The sequence below is a fragment of the Stenotrophomonas sp. YJH_SMC_106-19 genome, from assembly GCF_059368375.1.
Genome location: NZ_JCAFRQ010000005.1, coordinates 113,679 through 131,985 on the forward strand (window position 1 = coordinate 113,679; position 18,307 = coordinate 131,985).

An 18,307-nucleotide genomic window follows, 5' to 3' on the forward strand; every position below is an offset into this window, starting at 1 on the left:
ATGAAGACGATCCTGGTGGCCGGTTCCAAGGGCGGGGTGGGCAAGACCACCGTCGCCACCCACCTGGCCGCGTACGCGGCATTGCAGGGCAAGGCCACGGTGATCGCCGATGCCGACCCGCAGGGCTCCAGCACCCGCTGGGCACAGCGCCGCGCCGGCCTGGAAAGCGCGGTGCTGCCGATCGACGTGTACCGGAAGAAGCAATGGGCCCAGAAGCTGCCCGATGGCACCGAGACCGTCATCATCGATGCGCCTGCCGGCGCGTTGGCCGACGATATCCCCCATTTCCTTGATGCCGCCGATGCGGTGGTGGTGCCGGTGCTGCCCTCGGCGCTGGACATCGAAGCCATCGTCGGCTTCCTCAACAGCCTGGCCCAGGTGCCGCGCGTGCACAGCCGCAAGCTGCCGGTGGGGCTGGTGCTCAACCGCACCAAGCCCTGGACCCAGACCTCGCAGCAGGCGCTGCAGATGCTGGCCGAATGGCCGTACCCGGTGGTCGCACAGCTGCGCGACAGCCAGAGCTACGTGGTCATGACCGGCCTGGGCCGCAGCCTGTTCGACTATCGCTCCGCCCAGGTGCGCGAGCACCAGGCCGACTGGGAACCTCTGCTGTCCTGGCTGAAGCTGTGACCGTTCACGCCTGGGCCCTTGCTCCACTCCCCGATTCCATGGATATCCGCGATGCGTGAACTGATCCTGCTGCGCCATGCCCACGCCGAACCGGCCACCCCGGGCCAGGCCGACCTCGACCGGCCCCTGTCGCCGGTCGGGCTTGCCGAAGCCGAAGCCGCCGGCCGCTGGCTGAAGGAGAACAAGCTGCTGCCGGATTGCGTGCTGTGCTCGCCTGCGCGGCGGACCCGCGAAACCCTGGAAGCGGTGATGGCGGCCATCGGCTATGTCGAAAAGCGCCTGGAAGACCGCATCTACGAAGCCACCCCGGGCACCCTGGCGGCACTGGTGGATGAACGCCGCGATCTCGACCGCGTGCTGGTCGTGGGCCACAACCCCGGCCTGGAACGGCTGGTGGCCCTGATGACTGAAGGCAGCAGCAGCGATTACCGCGGCATGCCGCCGGCCGGCATCGCGGTGCTCGGCTTCCCGCGCGAAGCGGCGATCGAGCCGGGCGTGGCCAGCCTGAACGCCTTCTGGTGGCCGTGAGCCGATGAGCCTGCGGTGGCCCGGCCGCTGCCTGTTGCCCCTGCTGCTGGCACTCGCCCCGGCCTGGGCGGGCGTGCCCCAGCCAACCACGTTGCCTCCGGTGCGCGCCGATGGCCCCCGCGTGCTGCTGCTCGACAGCCAGCATTCGCGCATCGGCTTCGAAGTACGCACCCGCTTCGGGCAGCGCATCGAGGGGGTGTTCCCGCAGTTCGAGGGGCGCATCGAGGTGCTCTCCGACGGCCGCCACCAGGTGCACCTGAAGATGTTCACCCGTTCGGTGGAGATTCCCGGCAAGGCCCGCTACACCGGCTGGATGCGGGGCGAGGAGTTCTTCGACGCCGGGCGGCACCCCATGGTGGAGTTCGATTCGCTGCCCTACTGGCCCGACACGGTGGCCGAAGGCGGCGACATCGAAGGCCGTCTGACCCTGCGCGGGGTCAGCCATCCTGAATCGCTGCGGGTCGAGAAGGCGCAGTGCGCCCGACCCGGCTATGATTGCGACGTCGTCAGCCGCGGTACCGTGCAACGAGGCCGGTATGGCATGGACAGCTGGCAGCTTGCCTTGAGTGACCGAGTGACCTTCGTATTGCGAGCGCGCCTGAGCGAGGCGCCGAAACCGTGAATCTGCTGCTGCGGGTGCTGGCGCTGGCAACGGTGTTGCTTGGCAGTGGCTGTGCGTCGCTGTCGCACGCCGAGCGCGACCGTGCCGAAGCGATTGCCGTGCAGGCGCGTTCCACCGAGGTCGACTGCCAGCGTGCCGACCGCTGCGCGCAGGAGTCGCCGCTGCGTGCGCTCGCCGGCCGCGCATTCAGCGAGTCCACCGAAACCCGTCCCCGTCATTACGCCACCCTGCTGGACGAGGGGGAGGGCGCACTGGTCGCGCGCCTGAACCTGTTGCGCAGTGCCACCCGCAGCATCGATCTGCAGACCTATATCTTCGACAAGGACGACAGTGCCCGGCTGGTCATCGATGAACTGCTCGCCGCCTCGAAGCGGGGAGTGAAGGTGCGGCTGCTGATCGACCAGCTCTCGGCCATCTCCGACCTGCAGATTCTCGGCGCCCTGTCCGGCGCCCACGAGAACTTCCAGCTGCGGGTGTACAACCCCACCTTCGGCAAGGCGCGGCTGAACTACTTCGACTATGCCGGCAGCGTGCTGTGCTGTTTCCGCCGCTTCAACCAGCGCATGCACAACAAGCTGCTGGTGATTGATGACGCAATCGGCGTGGTTGGCGGCCGCAACTACCAGGACGACTATTACGACTGGGACCGCGAGTACAACTTCCGCGATCGCGACGTATTGATCGCCGGCCCGGAAGTGCGCGAGATGGCGGCCAACTTCGATGCGTTCTGGCGCGCCCGCCGCAGCGTGCCGGCCGAACGCCTGAACGACGTCGGACGCACGCTGCTGCGCGAGGGCGTGCCGAACCTGCCGCCCGCCACCTTCCGCCGTCCCGAGCGGGTGCAGCGGGTCAGCGCGGAGGCCAACGACATGGACTTCGTCACCCGCTCCTTCGTCGACACCGCGTTGCCGGTGGCGTCGGTGCGCTACGTCGCCGACCTGCCGCGAAAGCATCGGCGCGAAAAGGTCGATGCGCCGCTGGCCAGCCAGCACGTCACCGAGCCACAGCTCGACGCACTGATCGCCAGCGCGCAGCACGAAGTGATCCTGCAGACGCCGTACCTGGTGCTGTCCAAACCCGCGCAGACGTTGTTCCGCGATCTGCGCAAGCGTCCGCAGCCGCCGCGCGTGCTGGTGTCCACCAACAGCCTGGCGGCCACCGACAACCCGATCGTCTACGCGCTGTCGTACAAGTACAAGCGGCGCAACATGCGTGAGCTGGGCTTCAACATCTTCGAATACAAGCCGTTCCCGCTCGATGCGCCGGTCGACTACCGCAACCTGCTGCCGGACCCGATCGAGGCGCCGCCGGGCCAGGACAGTGGCGGACGCAATCCGCTGATCGGCGGCAGCGCTGCTGGCAGCAATGCCCGCAGCGGCGGTACGTCCACCGCCACCGACGCCGCCGCCACCACCACGACTGGCGCCGACGAAGCGCCGGCGGTTTTCCGCCCCCGCACCGGCAGCGCCTACGAGAATGCGCGGGCGCGCCGCCGCGCCGCCGGCAGTGAAGTGGAAACGCGTCTGCTGCGCACCGAGACGCGGCCCTCGTTCCTGGGCAGCAAGGCGGTCAACAAGCCGCTGCCTGTGACCCGCAAGGGTGCGCGCATGGGGTTGCACGCGAAGTCGCTGGTGGTCGACCGCCGCATCGGCGTGGTCGGCACCCACAACTTCGATCCGCGCAGCGAGAACTACAACACCGAAGGTGCGGTGATCATCGACGATCCGGTGTTCGCCGAGCAGCTGGCGCAGAGCATCCTGCGCGACATCCACCCGCAGAACTCCTGGACGGTCGCGCCACGCGCCAAGCCGCCGGTGCTGTCCGGGCTCAACTACAGCGTCGGCAAGGCGTCCGAAGCGCTGCCGATCCTCGATTTCTGGCCGTGGCGCTACGCCACCGACTACGAGTTCAAGCCGGGTCCGGACTGCCCGCAGCCGCTGCCCCGGCAGAGCCCGGACTTCCACCAGTGCTACGTCGCCGTGGGTGACTTCCCTGAAGTCAACGTCGGACCGAAGTGGCTGCTGGTGCGCATGCTGACCGCGTTCGGCGCCGGCCTCGTCCCCATCCTCTGAAGGTGCCCGCATGACCCAGGTGTTCCGCGAAGCCGTATCCCTCGAGCAGCTCAACGCGCTCAGCCGCAACACGGCCATCGCGTCGCTGGGCATCGTCTTCAGCGCTGCCGGTGAAGACTGGCTGCAGGCCACCATGCCGGTGGACGAGCGCACCCGCCAGCCCTACGGAATCCTGCATGGCGGCGCATCGGTGGTGCTGGCCGAGACCCTGGGCAGCAGCGCGGGGAATCTGTGCGTGGAGGCCGGCAAGCAGATCTGCGTGGGCCTGGAGATCAACGCCAACCACGTGCGCGCGGTGCGTTCGGGCACCGTCACCGGTACCGCACGCGCGCTGCACGTGGGTCGCAGCACGCAGCTGTGGGAGATCCGCATCGAGGACGAGCAGGGCCGGCTGGTGTGCATCTCGCGGCTGACCCTGGCCGTGGTGGCTGCCGGCCACGGCTGAGCCCCCGGCCAGGCCCGCGACAGCGGCGGAACCCAGCGTTCCCCGCCGATTGCCCCGATCAAGCGGATTTATGGCCTGAACCAGCTGGCAGCGACGGCAGCCCTCCGGTATCGTGCGCGGATGACTTCCCCCACTCCGGCCCCCCGCGGCGGCGTGGCGCGTGTGTGCCGTTACCTGTACCGCGTACCGCTGCTGTTGGTCCACATCCTCGTGTTCCTGCCGCTCACCCTGCTGGGCATGCTCGCGCCGTGGGCGAACCTGCGCGTGGGCCAGGACCGTCTCGGTGCCAAAGTGGTGAACGCGTGGCAGGGCGGCCTGATGTGGATCTTCGGTTTCCGCCTGGTGCGCTTCGGCCAGCCGCTGCCCGGCGCGGTGCTGTTCGTCGCCAACCACGTCAGCTGGGTCGACATCAGCATCCTGCACAGCCAGCGCATGATGGGCTTCGTCGCCAAGCGCGAGATCGCCGGCTGGCCGGTGGTCGGCTGGCTGGCCGCGCGCGGCCAGACCATCTTCCACCAGCGTGGCAACACCGAGTCGCTCGGTGGGGTGATGCAGGTGATGGCCGATCGCCTGCGTGAAGGCAAGGCCGTGGGCGTGTTCCCGGAGGGGCGCACCCGCGGGGGCCACGAAGTGGGCCCGTTCCACGCCCGGATCTTCCAGGCGGCAGTCGAGACCGGTGTGCCGGTGCAGCCGGTGGCGCTGGTGTACGGAACGAAGGGCGACGCGCAGACGATCGTGGCCTTCGGCCCGGGCGAGAGTTTCTTCGCCAATTTCCTGCGCCTGCTCGGTGAGCCGGCGCGACGTGCGGAAGTGCACTTCCTGGCACCGATCGGTGCCCAGGACCTGGAAGGCCGTCGGCGCATCGCGGAAACCTCGCGCGCGCGCATCGTGGCGGCCATGAGCGGGGAGTGAGGCCGTGGTGGCCCTGGTCCCGCCACCGCCTGTCGACGCATCCGCGTCGATGCTGACTGCGGCCGATTACCAGCCGCCGCGCTGGCTGCGCAATCCCCACCTGCAGTCGATGCTCAGTTCCAGCCGCATGCGCCTGCAGCGCGGCCTGCTGCTGCTGGCCGCCACCGGCGCAGTCAGCGAGGAAATGATCCTCGATGGTGGCGAGGGCGTGCGCCTGCAGGGCTGGCACAGCCACGTCGAGGGGCGCGAGCCGCGTGGCATCGCACTGCTGCTGCATGGCTGGGAAGGCAGCGCCGAGTCCAGCTACATGCGCATGGCCGCCGCGCGCATGCTCGAGCAGGGCTTCGACGTGGTGCGGCTGAACTTCCGTGACCATGGCAACACCCATCACCTCAACCCCGGCATCTTCCACTCCAACCTGATCGACGAAGTGGTGCATGCCGCGGGCGACGTCGCCCAGCGCTGGCCGCACCTGCCGCTGGTCGCCGCTGGCTACTCGCTGGGTGGCAACTTCGTGCTGCGCCTGGCCCTGCGTGCGCCGGCAGCCGGCGTGCCGCTGCTGCGGGTGGCCTCGGTGTGCCCGGTGCTGGACCCGGCGTTGACCATGGAGAGCATCGAGAACGGCCCGGCGATGTACGACTGGTATTTCCGCCGCAAGTGGACCGTCTCGCTGCGCCGCAAGCGCGACCTGTTCCCCGAGTTGAGTGACTGCGACGATCGCGTGCTGAAGCTGGACATCCGCGCGCTGACCGCATGGCTGGTCGAGCGCCATACCACCTTCGGTTCGCTGCAGGCGTACTTCGACGGCTACTCGATTGCCGGTGATCGCCTGTCCGGGCTGCAGGTGCCGGCCGACATCCTGATGGCACAGGATGATCCGGTGATCCCGTATTCCACATTCCGCGACTGGCAGCTGCCACGCCAGGCGCATCTGGAAACGGCGTGCTGGGGCGGTCACTGCGGTTTCCTGGAAAACTGGCGTGGTGACGGCTTCTCCGAGCGCTGGGTGGCACAGCGCCTGCGGCGGGTTCTGCAGGCCTGAACCGGGACCGGCGCGCAGGCCGCTACAATGCGGGTTTGCCCTTGAACCGGACCGCCATGCAAGACCAGATCATCCAAGCGTTGCGCCAGAACGAGGCCGGCCAGGCCGTGCAGCTGGCCCAGGCGTGGACCCGTGACGAACCCGGCCTGGCCGCAGCCCACCGCTGGCTGGCGCTTGCGCTGCAGCAGCAGGGCAAGCCCGGCGACGCGATGGACGCCCTGCAGCAGGCGCTGCGGCTGGCCCCCGACGATGCCCAGCTGCATCTGCAGCATGCCGGCCTGCTGTTGGCGCTGCGCGAATACCAGGGCGCCGACGAGGCGCTGCTGCGTACCACCGATCTCAATCCGAACGCCTTTTCCGCCTACCTGATGCAGGCGCACCTGGCGATCGGCCGTAATGACTTCGACGAAGCCCAGCGCCTGTCGACCCTGGCCGCGCGCGTTGAACCGGATCACCCCGATCTGCTGCACATCGACGGCATGATCGCCCTGCGCCGTGACGATCCTGATCGCGCGCTGGTACTGCTGTCGCAGGCCAACCAGGCCCAGCCGAATGATCCGCGCGTGCTGTATGCACTGGGCTTTGCCTATCTGGGCAAGGACATGCTGGCATTCGCCGAGCAGGCCTTCCGCCGCGTGCTGGAGCTCAACCCGTCGCTGTCGTCCCTGCACGGGCTGGTCGTGCAGCTGGCGTTGCGGCAGGGCAATCTCGAGGCCGCCGCCGAGGCCATGCAGGTGGCGCTGCAGCAGCCAGGCATGGACCACGCATCGCTGCGGCGCCTGGCCGGTGAGCTGGCGCTGCGCAGCGGGCAGCCCTTGCAGGCGCTGGAACACCTGCTGCCGCTGCTGGAATCGCAGCCGGCAGACCGGCAGATGCTGCAGCTGCTGCTGATGTCGTGGCAGCGGCTGGGCCGCGAGGAAGAAGCGCGCGCACGCCTGGATGCGGCGCTGGAAAACAACCCGCAGCTGCATGACCTGTGGCTGGCACGCCTGTCGGTGGAAGAGGTGGGCAGCGATGCGGCGGTTGCCGTGGTCGAGCGCTGGATCGAAGCGATGCCTGGCCATGTGCCCGCCCTGGAGGCGCGTCTGCGGCTGCACGACATGGCGGGTGAGCACGCACAGGCTGAAGGCATCGCAGAACGCATCGTCAGCCTCGAGCCGGGCCGTGTCAGCGCCGAGTCCCGCCTTGTCGAGGGCCTGCTGCAGCGCGACCCCGCTGCTGCCGTTGCCCGCGTGCAGGCGCTGATCGAACAGGCCGCGGAGGGCCATCGCGCTGACCTGCGCACCTGGCTGGGCGAGATCCAGGATCGCGCCGGGCAACCGGATGCTGCCCTGGCAACCTGGCTGGCGCTGCAGGCCGACCAGGCGCCTCAGCGCCTGCCGCTGCCGCCGCAGGCGAAGGCACCGCCGAGCTGGCCGGACAAGGGCAGTGTCGACGAATCCAACACGTCGGCGCCGATTTTCCTGTGGGGCGCACCGGGTTCGGGTGTGGAGCGCGTGGCGACCGGCCTGGCCGCTGCCAGCCCGGTGCTGCGCAGTGATCGCTACACCAGCAACCCGCCGGATGACGCGTTCCAGAACTACCACACGCTGCAGGACCTGGCGTCCGGCGTGCTGACGCCGGAGCGGCTGGTGCAGCGCTGGCGCGAGCAGCTGCCGGCGCGCGGCGTGCAGGGCGACACGATCATCGACTGGCTGCTGTGGTGGGACAACGCGCTGCTGTGGGCCCTGCGCCCGCAGCTGCCGCAGGGCCGCCTGCTGATCGTGCTGCGTGATCCGCGCGACATGCTGCTGGACTGGGTGGCCTATGGCGCTGCCGCGCCGCTGGCGATGACCTCGCTGGCCGAGGCCGGCGAATGGCTGGCGCGTGCGCTGGCCCAGGTCGCGACCCTGAACGAGGAAGATCTGTACCCGCATGTGCTGCTGCGGATCGATCACATCGGCAATGATGCGCAGGCGATGGCCGAGCTGCTGGGACGCCTGTTCGAGCGCCCCATGCCCGTGGCAGCCCAGCTTGGCGTGCCGCGCTTCCCGCCGGGCCACTGGCGCCACTACCGCGACGTGATGAGCGCCGCTTTCGCCCAGCTGACACCGATCGCGGTGCGCCTGGGCTACCCGGAAGAGTGAGGACCGTCCGATGAAACTGAGCAGCCACAGCCTGACCAACGGCGCACCGATCGACCGCGAATTCGCCGCCGGCGACACCGCCGGTTTCGCGCCGGACCGCAATCCCCACCTGGCCTGGAGCGATGTGCCCGAGGGCACCCGCTCGTTCGTGCTGATCTGCGTGGACCCGGATGTGCCGACCGTGCCGGACACCGTCGGCCGCAGCGATATGACGGTGCCACGCGACCAGCCGCGCTGCGACTTCGTGCACTGGGTGATGGCCGACATCCCTGCCAGCGTGCACGAGATCGCCGCGGGCAGCTGCAGCGATGGCTTCGTGGTCAAGGGCAAGGCCGCACCGGCCGGTCCGGCCGGCAGCCGGCAGGGCCTGAACGACTTCACCGGCTGGTTCGCCGGCAATCCGGACATGGCCGGTGATTACCTGGGCTACGACGGCCCGTACCCGCCGTTCAACGACGAGCGGCTGCACCGCTACTTCTTCCGTGTGTTCGCGCTGGACGTGGCCGCGCTGGCGTTGCCGGAGCGCTTCACCGCCGCGGATGTCCATCGCGCCATGCATGGCCATGTGCTGGCCGAGGCGGCGCTGCATGGCACCTACACGTTGAATCCGGCGCTGGCCTGACCGCGCAGCGTGTTTCTGCAGCGCCGGGCAGTACGCCCGGCGGCAACGAAGAAGGGCGGCCCTGCGGCCGCCCTTCTGCATGCTTACTTCTTCTCGACGGCCGACTCGACCACCATGTCCAGCACATACGCCTGCGACGGCGCATCGGCCGGCGGGTTCTTCACCTCGTAGCGCTTCACCCGCACGACGTTGCGCACGCCGTCTTCGTGGGTGTAGCCCTCGATGTTGCCGTAGAAGTTCTCGAACTTGCCCGGCTCGCCCTGCTTGAGGCCCTTGTCGTCATACTTCACCTCGCGGACCTGCAGGCACTGGTAGTCCGGGATCAGCGGGTGCGAGCACTTCTCGGTCCGGGCGGCCACTTCCAGGAACACGGTTTCGCCGGCGCCGCCATAGCGGGTTTCAGCGGTGGGTTCCGGAGCGAAGACCAGCGTGTCGCCCTGTGCGCTGGTCAGGGTCAGCGTGCCGGCGGCATCCTGCTCCGCCTTCAGTTCGCCCTGCAGGCGGCTGGATACGGCCTCGTCCAGCGCCATCAGCGACTTGTCCGCGCAGGCCATCATCGTCGAGGCCATCGCGCTGACACTCAGCTTTCCGTCGGCCAGGGTGTAACCGCCACTCATGCGGTTGCAGGTATTGCTGACCGACAGGCGGCCATCGACGAAGTCCAGGGTGACCGGCTTGTCTTCACGGGCGAACAGCGCGTCGATGCGCTTGCCGTCGGCGGCCGTGGCCTTCTGCAGCCGCCAGTGCTGGCTCTGCAGGCGCTGCGCGTCCAGGTGCGCCAGCGTCTGCTGGTCTGCCGCCTTGGTCGCCGCCGGGGCCACGTCGTCGCCGCCGGTTCCGGCCGGGGCCGGGGTCTGGCTGCAGGCGGCCAGCAGGGCCAGCGGGAGGAGCAGGGTGAGCTTGCGGTTCATGGTGATTCTCCTTGGGGAACCGAGGGGGAAACGGGGCGGGGCCGGCAACGGGGTTGCCGTTCCCCGCCGCTGTTCAGGTGCCGGACGGCAACCACAGCAGCAGTGCGGCACCCAGCGCGATGCGGTACAGGGCGAACGCGGTGAAGCGGTGCGATTTGATGTAGCCCAGCAGCCACTTCACTACGATGAAGCCGGTGATGACGGCGGCAACGAACGCCACGCCGACATCGGCCCAGTTCTCGCTGGCCAGTTGTCCCTTCTTGGCCAGCTCGAGGAACGCATAGGCGCTGGCGGCGAACATGGTGGGAATGCCGACCAGGAACACGAACTCGGCGGCGGCTGCGCGACGGCTCAGGCCCAGCAGCATGGCCAGGAAGATGGCCGACGCCGAGCGCGAGGTGCCGGGGAACACGCCGGCCACCACCTGTGCCAGACCGACACCGATCGCCACCGTCCAGGTGACCTGGTCGCGGTCGGGCAGGCGCGCGGTATACAGCTCCACCAGCAGCATCCAGATGCCGCCGATGATCAGCGCCCAGGCGATCGGGCTGACCGTTTCCGGAAGTTCCCAGCCGAGCAGGCGCACCGGCAGCCCGACCACGGCGGTGACCAGGAATGCCGCGCCCAGCTTGAACACGTAGTCGCGGTTCTCGCGCTGCCCCAGGCCGGTGGCCAGACTCCACAGGCGCTGGCGGAACACCAGCACCACGGCCAGGATCGCGCCGGCCTGGATGATGATGTTGAAGAAATCCGAACGTGCGCCCAGCCAATGCTGGGCGATCAGCAGGTGGCCGGTACTGGAGATCGGCAGGAATTCGGTCAAGCCTTCGAGGATGCCCAGCAGCAGGGCGGAGAGCAGGTCGGACATGGACAGTGCGGGCGCGTGCGGCGGAAGAAGGTCGAGAGGATAGACCATCCATGCCGCACCAAAGGGGTGCATCCGCGTGCCTGCGCACCCCTTTGGTGCAGGCTGTGCCGCACTGACTCAGTGCACGTTGTGTGAAATCAAGGACTTGCAGGGCGCAAAAAGTTGGCACGGTCATTGCTGTACCTCAGCAGGCATTCATTCCCATCCGAGGTCGTACCGATGTCCGTGGAAAACGTTGAGAAGCTGATCAAGGACAACCAGATCGAGTTCGTCGATCTGCGCTTTGTCGACATGCGCGGTGTCGAACAGCATGTCACCTTCCCGGTCAGCATCGTCGAAGCGTCGCTGTTCGAAGAAGGCAAGATGTTCGATGGCAGCTCGATCGCCGGCTGGAAGGGCATCAACGAATCGGACATGGTCCTGCTGCCGGATCCGTCCAGCGCCTATGTCGATCCGTTCTACGCCGATCCCACTCTGGTCATCAGCTGCGACATCCTCGATCCGGCCACCATGCAGGCCTACGGCCGCTGCCCGCGCGGCATCGCCAAGCGTGCCGAGGCCTACCTGAAGTCCTCGGGCATCGCCGAATCGGCGTTCTTCGGCCCGGAGCCGGAATTCTTCATCTTCGACTCGGTCCGTTTCGCCAATGAAATGGGCAACACCTTCTTCAAGGTCGACTCGGAAGAAGCCGCCTGGAACAGCGGCGCGAAGTACGACGGCGCCAACAGCGGCTACCGCCCGGGCGTGAAGGGCGGCTACTTCCCGGTGCCGCCGACCGACACCCTGCACGACCTGCGTGCGGAAATGTGCAAGACGCTGGAACAGGTCGGCATCGAAGTGGAAGTGCAGCACCACGAGGTGGCCACCGCCGGCCAGTGCGAGATCGGCACCAAGTTCAGCACCCTGGTGCAGAAGGCCGATGAGCTGCTGCGCATGAAGTACGTCATCAAGAACGTCGCGCACCGCAACGGCAAGACCGTCACCTTCATGCCCAAGCCGATCGTCGGCGACAACGGCAGCGGCATGCACGTGCACCAGTCGCTGTCCAAGGGCGGCGCCAACCTGTTCTCCGGCGACGGTTACGGCGGCCTGAGCCAGCTGGCGCTGTGGTACATCGGCGGCATCTTCAAGCATGCCCGCGCCATCAATGCCTTCGCCAACTCGGGCACCAACAGCTACAAGCGCCTGGTGCCGGGCTTCGAAGCACCGGTGATGCTGGCCTATTCGGCGCGCAACCGTTCGGCGTCGTGCCGCATTCCGTGGGTCTCCAACCCGAAGGCACGCCGCATCGAAATGCGCTTCCCCGATCCGATCCAGTCCGGCTACCTGACCTTCACCGCGCTGATGATGGCCGGCCTGGACGGCATCAAGAACCAGATCGACCCGGGCGCACCGAGCGACAAGGACCTGTACGACCTGCCGCCGGAAGAAGAGAAGCTGATTCCGCAGGTCTGCTCCTCGCTGGACCAGGCGCTGGAAGCGCTGGACAAGGACCGTGAGTTCCTGAAGGCCGGCGGCGTGATGAGCGATGACTTCATCGACGGCTACATCGCCCTGAAGATGCAGGAAGTGACCAAGTTCCGCGCGGCGACCCACCCGCTGGAATACCAGCTGTACTACGCCAGTTGACCGGGCGGCGATGGCGGCGGGCTTCCCCCTCCCACCCGCCGCCATCGCCTCCGATCTTTGCGGCTGGGGAGCCGCAGGGTGGGCTCCGGCCCACCGTGGTAGAGCGGACCGTGGGTCCGTTGATCCAGGGGCAAGAGAGACCGGATACGCGACATGGGCCGCCCTCCCTCCCGCGTCGGTCGTGCAAGGAGAGAGGCACGACCGTCCCGGCCCCGTTCGTGTCCGGTGCAACAGCCACGGCCATCGATGTGATGGCCCGTGGTTGCCTGATGCCATCGCGCGTTGGCGCGCTGGCCCCATCCACCATCGGGACATGCGCATGAAACTGATCTCCGCCATCATCCGACCGTTCAAGCTCGACGAGGTCCGCGAGGCCCTCTCCGATGCTGGCGTGTCGGGCATCACCGTGACCGAAGTGAAAGGCTTCGGCCGCCAGAAGGGCCATACCGAGCTGTACCGCGGCGCAGAGTACGTCGTCGATTTCCTGCCCAAGATCAAGATCGAAACCGTGGTCACCGACGAGCGCGCCGATGCGGTGATCGAGGCGATCCAATCGTCGGCAGGTACCGGCAAGATCGGTGACGGCAAGATCTTCGTCACCGCCGTCGAACAGGTCATCCGCATCCGCACCGGCGAAATCGGTGCAGACGCGCTGTAACCCCCTTCCGGAGACTCCCCCAATGAAGATGCGCCTTCTTACCGGGTGGCAAGCCCGGTTCCATCTCGTGTGCCTGCTGATGCTGCTCAGCGCGCTGGCCGCGGGCGTCTGGCCGGGCAACGCCCACGCCCAGGCCCAGGTGACACCGTTGAGCAGTGAACCGGTAGCGGTCGAGCCGCTGCAGGCACCGGCCGCCGCCGCTCCCGCGGCTGCCGAGGCTGCGGCCCCGGCCTTCGATCACGGCGACGTCGCCTGGATGCTGACCTCCACCCTGCTGGTGCTGTTGATGGTGGTGCCGGGCCTGGCCCTGTTCTACGGCGGCCTGGTGCGTTCGAAGAACGTGCTGTCCGTGCTGAGCCAGATCCTGGTGGTGTTCTCGCTGGTGCTGCTGCTGTGGGTGTCCTACGGCTACAGCGCGGTGTTCAGCGCCGGCAATCCGTTCTTCGGTTCATTCACCGAGTTCGCGTTCCTGAAGGGCTTCACGCCCGACTCGGTGGGCAACACGCCGATCGCGGGCCTGCCGGATTATCTGTTCGTCGCCTTCCAGTCGACTTTCGCCGGCATCACCACCGCGCTGATCGTCGGTGCCTTCGCCGAGCGCATCAAGTTCCGTGCGGTGCTGCTGTTCTCGGCATTGTGGTTCACCTTCAGCTACATCCCGATGGCGCATATCGTCTGGGGCGGTGGCTACCTGGGTGAGCTGGGCGCGATCGACTTCGCTGGCGGTACCGTGGTGCACATCAACGCCGGCGTTGCCGGCCTGGTCGCCGCGTGGTTCGTCGGCAAGCGCCTCGGCTACGGCCAGACCGCGCTGAAGCCGCACAACGTACCGTTCACCTACATCGGCGCGATGCTGCTGTGGGTGGGCTGGTTCGGCTTCAACGCCGGCTCCGCCGCCGCGGCCGATACCGTGGCATCGCTGGCCTTCCTCAACACCGTGCTGGCCACCGCCGCCGCAGTGCTGGGCTGGACGCTGGTGGAAGCCATCGGCAAGGGCAAGCCGTCGGCGCTGGGTGCGGCCTCCGGCGCGGTGGCCGGCCTGGTCGGCATCACGCCCGCGTGCGGCACGGTCGGGCCGCTGGGTGCCATCGTCATTGGTTTCGTCGCCGGCACCGTCTGCGTGTGGGGCGTCACCGGTCTCAAGCGGCTGCTGAAGGTGGATGACACGGCCGACGTGTTCGGCGTGCACGGCGTCGGCGGCATCGTCGGCGCGATCCTCACCGGTGTGTTCAGTGCGCAGTCGCTGGGCGGCACCAAGGCCGATCTGGATATCGGCCACCAGGTGTGGGTGCAGGTGGTCAGCGTCGGCCTGACGGTGGTCTGGTCCGCCGTGGTGACCGCGGTCATCCTGCTGCTGGTGAAGGTGGTGGTCGGCCTGCGCGTGACCGAAGAGGCCGAACGTACCGGCCTGGACGTCACCTCGCACGGCGAATCCGCGTACGAGGCCTGATGCAGGGGCGGGCGGTCCGGAAGGGCCGCCCGCACGCTGTGCAGCCGGGCCATGCCCGGCTGCGTCCGTCAGGGCACCGGCCACGCGCCGCGTGCGCCTCCATGCACGATCCATCCCGATCGCGCACAATCAGGGGCATGCACCCGATCCGCACGTCCCTGCTGCTCTCGGCCTGCCTGCTGCTGGCCGCCTGTGCGTCCGCTCCGCCGGAGCCGCGCAATCCGCTCGCGACCTGGGTGCCCTCGCCGAACCACAACGCGCGGGGTCCGGTCATCATCGTCATCCACCACACCGAACAGGATTCGGTGCAGCAGAGCCTGCGCACGCTGCGCACCGCCAACAGTGGCGGCCGGGTCAGCGCGCATTACCTGATCGGCGCCGATGGCCATCGCTACCAGCTGGTGAGCGATCAACGTCGTGCCTGGCATGCCGGCACGGGCCGATGGGGCACCATCACCGACCTCAACTCGGCGTCCATCGGCATCGAGCTGGACAACAACGGCCGCACACCCTTCAGCGCGGCGCAGATCGAATCGTTGATCGTGCTGCTGCGCGACCTCACCGCGCGCCTGGACATTCCGCCGCGACAGGTCATCGGCCACGCCGACCTGGCGCCGACGCGCAAGCAGGATCCCAGCCGTTTCTTCCCGTGGCAGCAACTTGCAGAGGCCGGCTTCGGCGTGTGGCCGCGTGCCAGCGATGGTCCCGCACCGGAAGGCTTCGATGCCTGGAATGCGCTGGCCCGCTTCGGTTACCCGCTGGAGGATCGGGACGCGGCGGTAGCTGCGTTCCACCGTCGATTCCGTGGCAGCGATGATCTGCCGAAGACGCTGGATGCGGAAGACGCGCGCATCCTGTACTCGCTGCTGCTGCAGACGCCGTGACCGCCAGCGCCGGGTCGGAATGCCGGTAGCGCCGGGCCGTGCCCGGCGAGCGCACAGCGCGGGATCCGCTTTCCGCCGGCCATGGGCCCGCGCTTCACCCGCATGAGGTTGCCGGGCCAGCACCCGCCCCACTACATTGCGACCATGATCACTGTTAAGTCGTTGCCGCGCGCGCTGCTCCTCCTGCTCGGTGCAGCCCTGCTCGCCGCGTGTTCCACCACCGGCACCCGCCCAGGCACGCCTGCCGCTGCCACGCCCGCTGCGGCCACCTACGCCAGGGTTGAATGGAGTGCGCTGCCACCGGTCTCGGACAGCGACCTGCAGGCCGGCTTCGTCGCCTGGCGCAGCAGCTGCACCCGCCTGAAGAACGATGCGGTCTGGGCCAGACCCTGCGCCACAGCCGCTGCGGTTTCAGACAAGGACCCGGCCGCCATCCGCCAGTTTCTGCAGCGTGATCTGGACGTCTATGCGCTGCGTGCGGGTGGCCAGCAGGCCGAAGGCCTGATCACCGGCTACTACGAGCCGATCTACCCCGGCAGCCTCAGCCGCACGGACACGGCAACAGTGCCGGTCTATGGCACCCCCGATGATCTGATCGTGGTGCAGCTGGACAGCGTCTACCCCGAACTGAAGGGCAAGCGCCTGCGCGGCCGCCTGGACGGCAAGGTACTCAAGCCCTATGACGACGCAGGCACCATCGCCGGCAAGGGTGCCAAGGCGCCGGTACTGGCCTGGCTGACCGATCCGATGGATCTGCAGCTGCTGCAGATCCAGGGCTCGGGCCGGGTGCGCCTGGCCGATGGCACGCAGGTGCGGCTGGCCTACGCCGAGCAGAACGGCCATCCCTATCGCGCGATCGGCCGCTGGCTGGTGGAGCAGGGCGAGCTGCGCAAGGAAGACGTCACCATGGACGCCATCCGCACGTGGGCGAAGGCCAATCCCGCGCGTGTTCCGGAGCTGCTGCGCAGCAATCCCAGCTACGTGTTCTTCGTGCGCAGCGCGGACAGCCCGGAAGGCCCGCGCGGTTCGTTGAACGTACCGCTGACTGCCGGCTACAGCGTTGCCGTGGATCGCACCGTGGTACCGCTGGGCAGCCTGCTGTGGCTGTCGACCACCCGTCCGGACGGTACGCCGCTGGTACGCCCGGTGGCCGCGCAGGATACCGGTGGCGCCATTGCCGGCGAAGTCCGCGCCGACCTGTACTGGGGCACCGGTGATGCCGCCGGGAAGCTGGCCGGCGACATGAAGCAGCAGGGCAGCCTGTGGATGCTGTGGCCGAAGGGCGTGGCGCTGCCGGCCCGCTGACCGCTGACCGCAGACCGCTGACCGCAGACCGCTGACCGCAGACCGGGCCGCGGCGATGCCCGCGCGAGGTAGCGGTCGCGGGCCATGGGGATTGGCGGACGAATGGTCAAATTTTAAGGACTTTACGTAGCAAGCAGTCCCGGAAAGGGGCGCAAAGTGGACCTGTCGAAACCCACTCACTTCGCAGGAGATTCCACCATGAACACCGTCACCCGCACCTTGGCCGCCACTGCCCTGGCTCTGTCCCTGCAGGCCGGCCTGTCCGCCCAGGCTGCGCAAGCGGCGCCCTCCACCGCCGTCACCGCCGTCGCCCGTACCGCCAGCACCCTCACCACCGCCGATGGCGTGCAGCTCTACTACAAGGACTGGGGTCCGAAGGATGGCCCGGTGGTCACCTTCAGCCACGGCTGGCCGCTGGACTCGGACAGCTGGGAATCGCAGATGATCTTCCTGGCCGACCATGGCTACCGCGTGATCGCGCATGACCGCCGCGGTCATGGACGCTCCAGCCAGCCGTGGGAAGGCAACGACATGGACCACTATGCCGATGACCTGGCCACGGTGATCAACACGCTGGATCTGCATGACGTGACGCTGGTGGGCTTCTCCACCGGGGGGGGCGAAGTGGCGCGCTACATCGGCCGCCATGGTACCGGCCGGGTGAAGAAGGCCGTGCTGATCAGCTCGGTGCCGCCGCTCATGCTCAAGACCGCCGACAACCCCGGCGGCGTACCGATCGAAGTGTTCGATGGCCTGCGCAAGGCGCAGCTGGAAAACCGCTCGCAGCTGTACCGCGACATTCCCTCCGGCCCGTTCTATGGCTTCAACCGCCCCGGCGCGAAGGTTTCGCAGGCCATGATCGACGCCTGGTGGGCGCAGGGCATGCTGGGCGGGCACAAGAACACCTACGATTCGATCGCCGCATTCTCGGCAACCGATTTCCGCCAGGACCTGAAGAAGTTCGACGTGCCGACGCTGGTGATCCACGGTGATGACGATCAGATCGTGCCGATCGACGTTGCCGGCCGCATGTCGGCCAAGCTGATCAAGGGCGCCCGCCTGATCGTCTACCCGGGTGCGCCGCATGGCCTGACCGAAACCCACAAGGACAAGGTCAACCAGGACCTGCTGGCCTTCCTGCAGCAGAAGTGAGTGCAGGGCCCCGGCGGTGAGCCGGGGCCTTCTGCCGTGATCGACGGGCGAATGGCAGGTCATCGCCGGGCCTCTGCGGCGCCCGCTGGGCGATAATGCCGCCCTCTGAACTCTCCGGCTGCCTCCACAGCCAGGACTCCGGCAATGAAGAACGCAAAGAAGTACTACAAGCACTGGGCTGAATCGGGCCTCGGCAAGGGCAACGTGCTGATGGAAGCACGGGGCGACAGGATCGTCCGCCAGGTGGAGATCTACGGCTCCAAGATGGTATGGGCCGATGAAAACGGCCAGAGCGATGACCGTTTCATGCTGGCTGACCAGCCCGTCTCGTTCCTGGATTTCGATTCCGACGACGAGATCAGCGCGCGCGAATTTGAAATCGCGTGGAAGAAGGCCAGGGAAGCGACCGGTTATCCGTCTGCCTGATGCCCGGCAAACCGGCGTCCCTGAT

At 67.9% G+C, this 18,307-nt stretch carries 18 protein-coding genes; 16 read left to right on the top strand and 2 right to left on the bottom strand.

Annotated elements, in window-relative coordinates; genetic code table 11:
• The 9 genes from AC5P5M_RS14700 (at nucleotide 1) to AC5P5M_RS14740 (ending at nucleotide 8,999) form a co-directional block, all read left to right on the top strand.
• The gene (locus AC5P5M_RS14700) at nucleotides 1-630 is read left to right on the top strand and encodes a ParA family protein (protein WP_053519980.1); all 630 of its coding nucleotides are present in this window, start codon (nucleotides 1-3) and stop codon (nucleotides 628-630) included.
• Between the two features lie 51 nt (nucleotides 631-681).
• A complete protein-coding gene (locus AC5P5M_RS14705) occupies nucleotides 682-1,158 on the top strand; it encodes a SixA phosphatase family protein (RefSeq protein WP_065174130.1) in 477 nt (158 codons plus the stop codon).
• A gap of 4 nt (nucleotides 1,159-1,162) precedes the next feature.
• Nucleotides 1,163-1,780 carry a YceI family protein gene (locus tag AC5P5M_RS14710; protein ID WP_164152954.1) on the top strand — a complete coding sequence of 206 codons (618 nt, stop codon included), beginning with the start codon at nucleotides 1,163-1,165 and terminating at the stop codon, nucleotides 1,778-1,780.
• Nucleotides 1,777-3,852, top strand: coding sequence for a phospholipase D family protein (locus AC5P5M_RS14715; protein ID WP_495206080.1), 2,076 nt, complete (start codon nucleotides 1,777-1,779; stop codon nucleotides 3,850-3,852). The genes AC5P5M_RS14710 and AC5P5M_RS14715 overlap by 4 nt, the downstream gene beginning before the upstream one ends.
• A gap of 10 nt (nucleotides 3,853-3,862) precedes the next feature.
• Nucleotides 3,863-4,297 (top strand): hotdog fold thioesterase, encoded by a 435-nt coding sequence (locus tag AC5P5M_RS14720; RefSeq protein ID WP_053519976.1) that lies wholly within the window; start codon nucleotides 3,863-3,865, stop codon nucleotides 4,295-4,297.
• Nucleotides 4,298-4,417: 120 nt separating this feature from the next.
• Nucleotides 4,418-5,209 carry a lysophospholipid acyltransferase family protein gene (locus AC5P5M_RS14725; protein WP_053519975.1) on the top strand — a complete coding sequence of 264 codons (792 nt, stop codon included), beginning with the start codon at nucleotides 4,418-4,420 and terminating at the stop codon, nucleotides 5,207-5,209.
• Between the two features lie 7 nt (nucleotides 5,210-5,216).
• Complete coding sequence (locus tag AC5P5M_RS14730; RefSeq protein ID WP_080375346.1) at nucleotides 5,217-6,251, top strand: YheT family hydrolase; 1,035 nt, start codon at nucleotides 5,217-5,219, stop codon at nucleotides 6,249-6,251.
• A gap of 56 nt (nucleotides 6,252-6,307) precedes the next feature.
• Nucleotides 6,308-8,377, top strand: coding sequence for a tetratricopeptide repeat protein (locus AC5P5M_RS14735; protein WP_065182076.1), 2,070 nt, complete (start codon nucleotides 6,308-6,310; stop codon nucleotides 8,375-8,377).
• 10 nt (nucleotides 8,378-8,387) lie between these two features.
• Nucleotides 8,388-8,999 carry a YbhB/YbcL family Raf kinase inhibitor-like protein gene (locus AC5P5M_RS14740; RefSeq protein ID WP_065182075.1) on the top strand — a complete coding sequence of 204 codons (612 nt, stop codon included), beginning with the start codon at nucleotides 8,388-8,390 and terminating at the stop codon, nucleotides 8,997-8,999.
• A gap of 83 nt (nucleotides 9,000-9,082) precedes the next feature.
• On the opposite strand, the gene AC5P5M_RS14745 is transcribed toward AC5P5M_RS14740, so the two are convergent.
• Nucleotides 9,083-9,910 carry an META and DUF4377 domain-containing protein gene (locus AC5P5M_RS14745; RefSeq protein WP_053520265.1) on the bottom strand — a complete coding sequence of 276 codons (828 nt, stop codon included), beginning with the start codon at nucleotides 9,908-9,910 and terminating at the stop codon, nucleotides 9,083-9,085.
• 73 nt (nucleotides 9,911-9,983) lie between these two features.
• The gene (locus AC5P5M_RS14750) at nucleotides 9,984-10,778 is read right to left on the bottom strand and encodes an undecaprenyl-diphosphate phosphatase (RefSeq protein ID WP_053520271.1); all 795 of its coding nucleotides are present in this window, start codon (nucleotides 10,776-10,778) and stop codon (nucleotides 9,984-9,986) included.
• 219 nt (nucleotides 10,779-10,997) lie between these two features.
• Here AC5P5M_RS14750 and glnA point away from each other — a divergent pair, with 219 nt between their 5' ends.
• The 7 genes from glnA (at nucleotide 10,998) to AC5P5M_RS14785 (ending at nucleotide 18,282) form a co-directional block, all read left to right on the top strand.
• Nucleotides 10,998-12,407, top strand: a complete 1,410-nt coding sequence (glnA, locus tag AC5P5M_RS14755; RefSeq protein ID WP_053520266.1) for a type I glutamate--ammonia ligase — start codon at nucleotides 10,998-11,000, stop codon at nucleotides 12,405-12,407.
• A 319-nt stretch (nucleotides 12,408-12,726) separates the two neighbouring features.
• On the top strand, nucleotides 12,727-13,065 hold the full coding sequence (locus tag AC5P5M_RS14760) for a P-II family nitrogen regulator (protein WP_004134334.1): 339 nt from the start codon (nucleotides 12,727-12,729) through the stop codon (nucleotides 13,063-13,065).
• A 22-nt stretch (nucleotides 13,066-13,087) separates the two neighbouring features.
• A complete protein-coding gene (amt, locus tag AC5P5M_RS14765) occupies nucleotides 13,088-14,515 on the top strand; it encodes an ammonium transporter (RefSeq protein WP_053520267.1) in 1,428 nt (475 codons plus the stop codon).
• A gap of 137 nt (nucleotides 14,516-14,652) precedes the next feature.
• Nucleotides 14,653-15,399, top strand: a complete 747-nt coding sequence (locus AC5P5M_RS14770; RefSeq protein ID WP_065182073.1) for an N-acetylmuramoyl-L-alanine amidase — start codon at nucleotides 14,653-14,655, stop codon at nucleotides 15,397-15,399.
• A gap of 144 nt (nucleotides 15,400-15,543) precedes the next feature.
• Nucleotides 15,544-16,704 (top strand): murein transglycosylase A, encoded by a 1,161-nt coding sequence (gene mltA, locus AC5P5M_RS14775; RefSeq protein WP_197572591.1) that lies wholly within the window; start codon nucleotides 15,544-15,546, stop codon nucleotides 16,702-16,704.
• Nucleotides 16,705-16,902: 198 nt separating this feature from the next.
• Nucleotides 16,903-17,856 carry an alpha/beta fold hydrolase gene (locus tag AC5P5M_RS14780; RefSeq protein WP_065182072.1) on the top strand — a complete coding sequence of 318 codons (954 nt, stop codon included), beginning with the start codon at nucleotides 16,903-16,905 and terminating at the stop codon, nucleotides 17,854-17,856.
• 144 nt (nucleotides 17,857-18,000) lie between these two features.
• On the top strand, nucleotides 18,001-18,282 hold the full coding sequence (locus tag AC5P5M_RS14785) for a hypothetical protein (RefSeq protein WP_495206081.1): 282 nt from the start codon (nucleotides 18,001-18,003) through the stop codon (nucleotides 18,280-18,282).
• The last annotated feature ends 25 nt before the right edge of the window (nucleotides 18,283-18,307 follow it).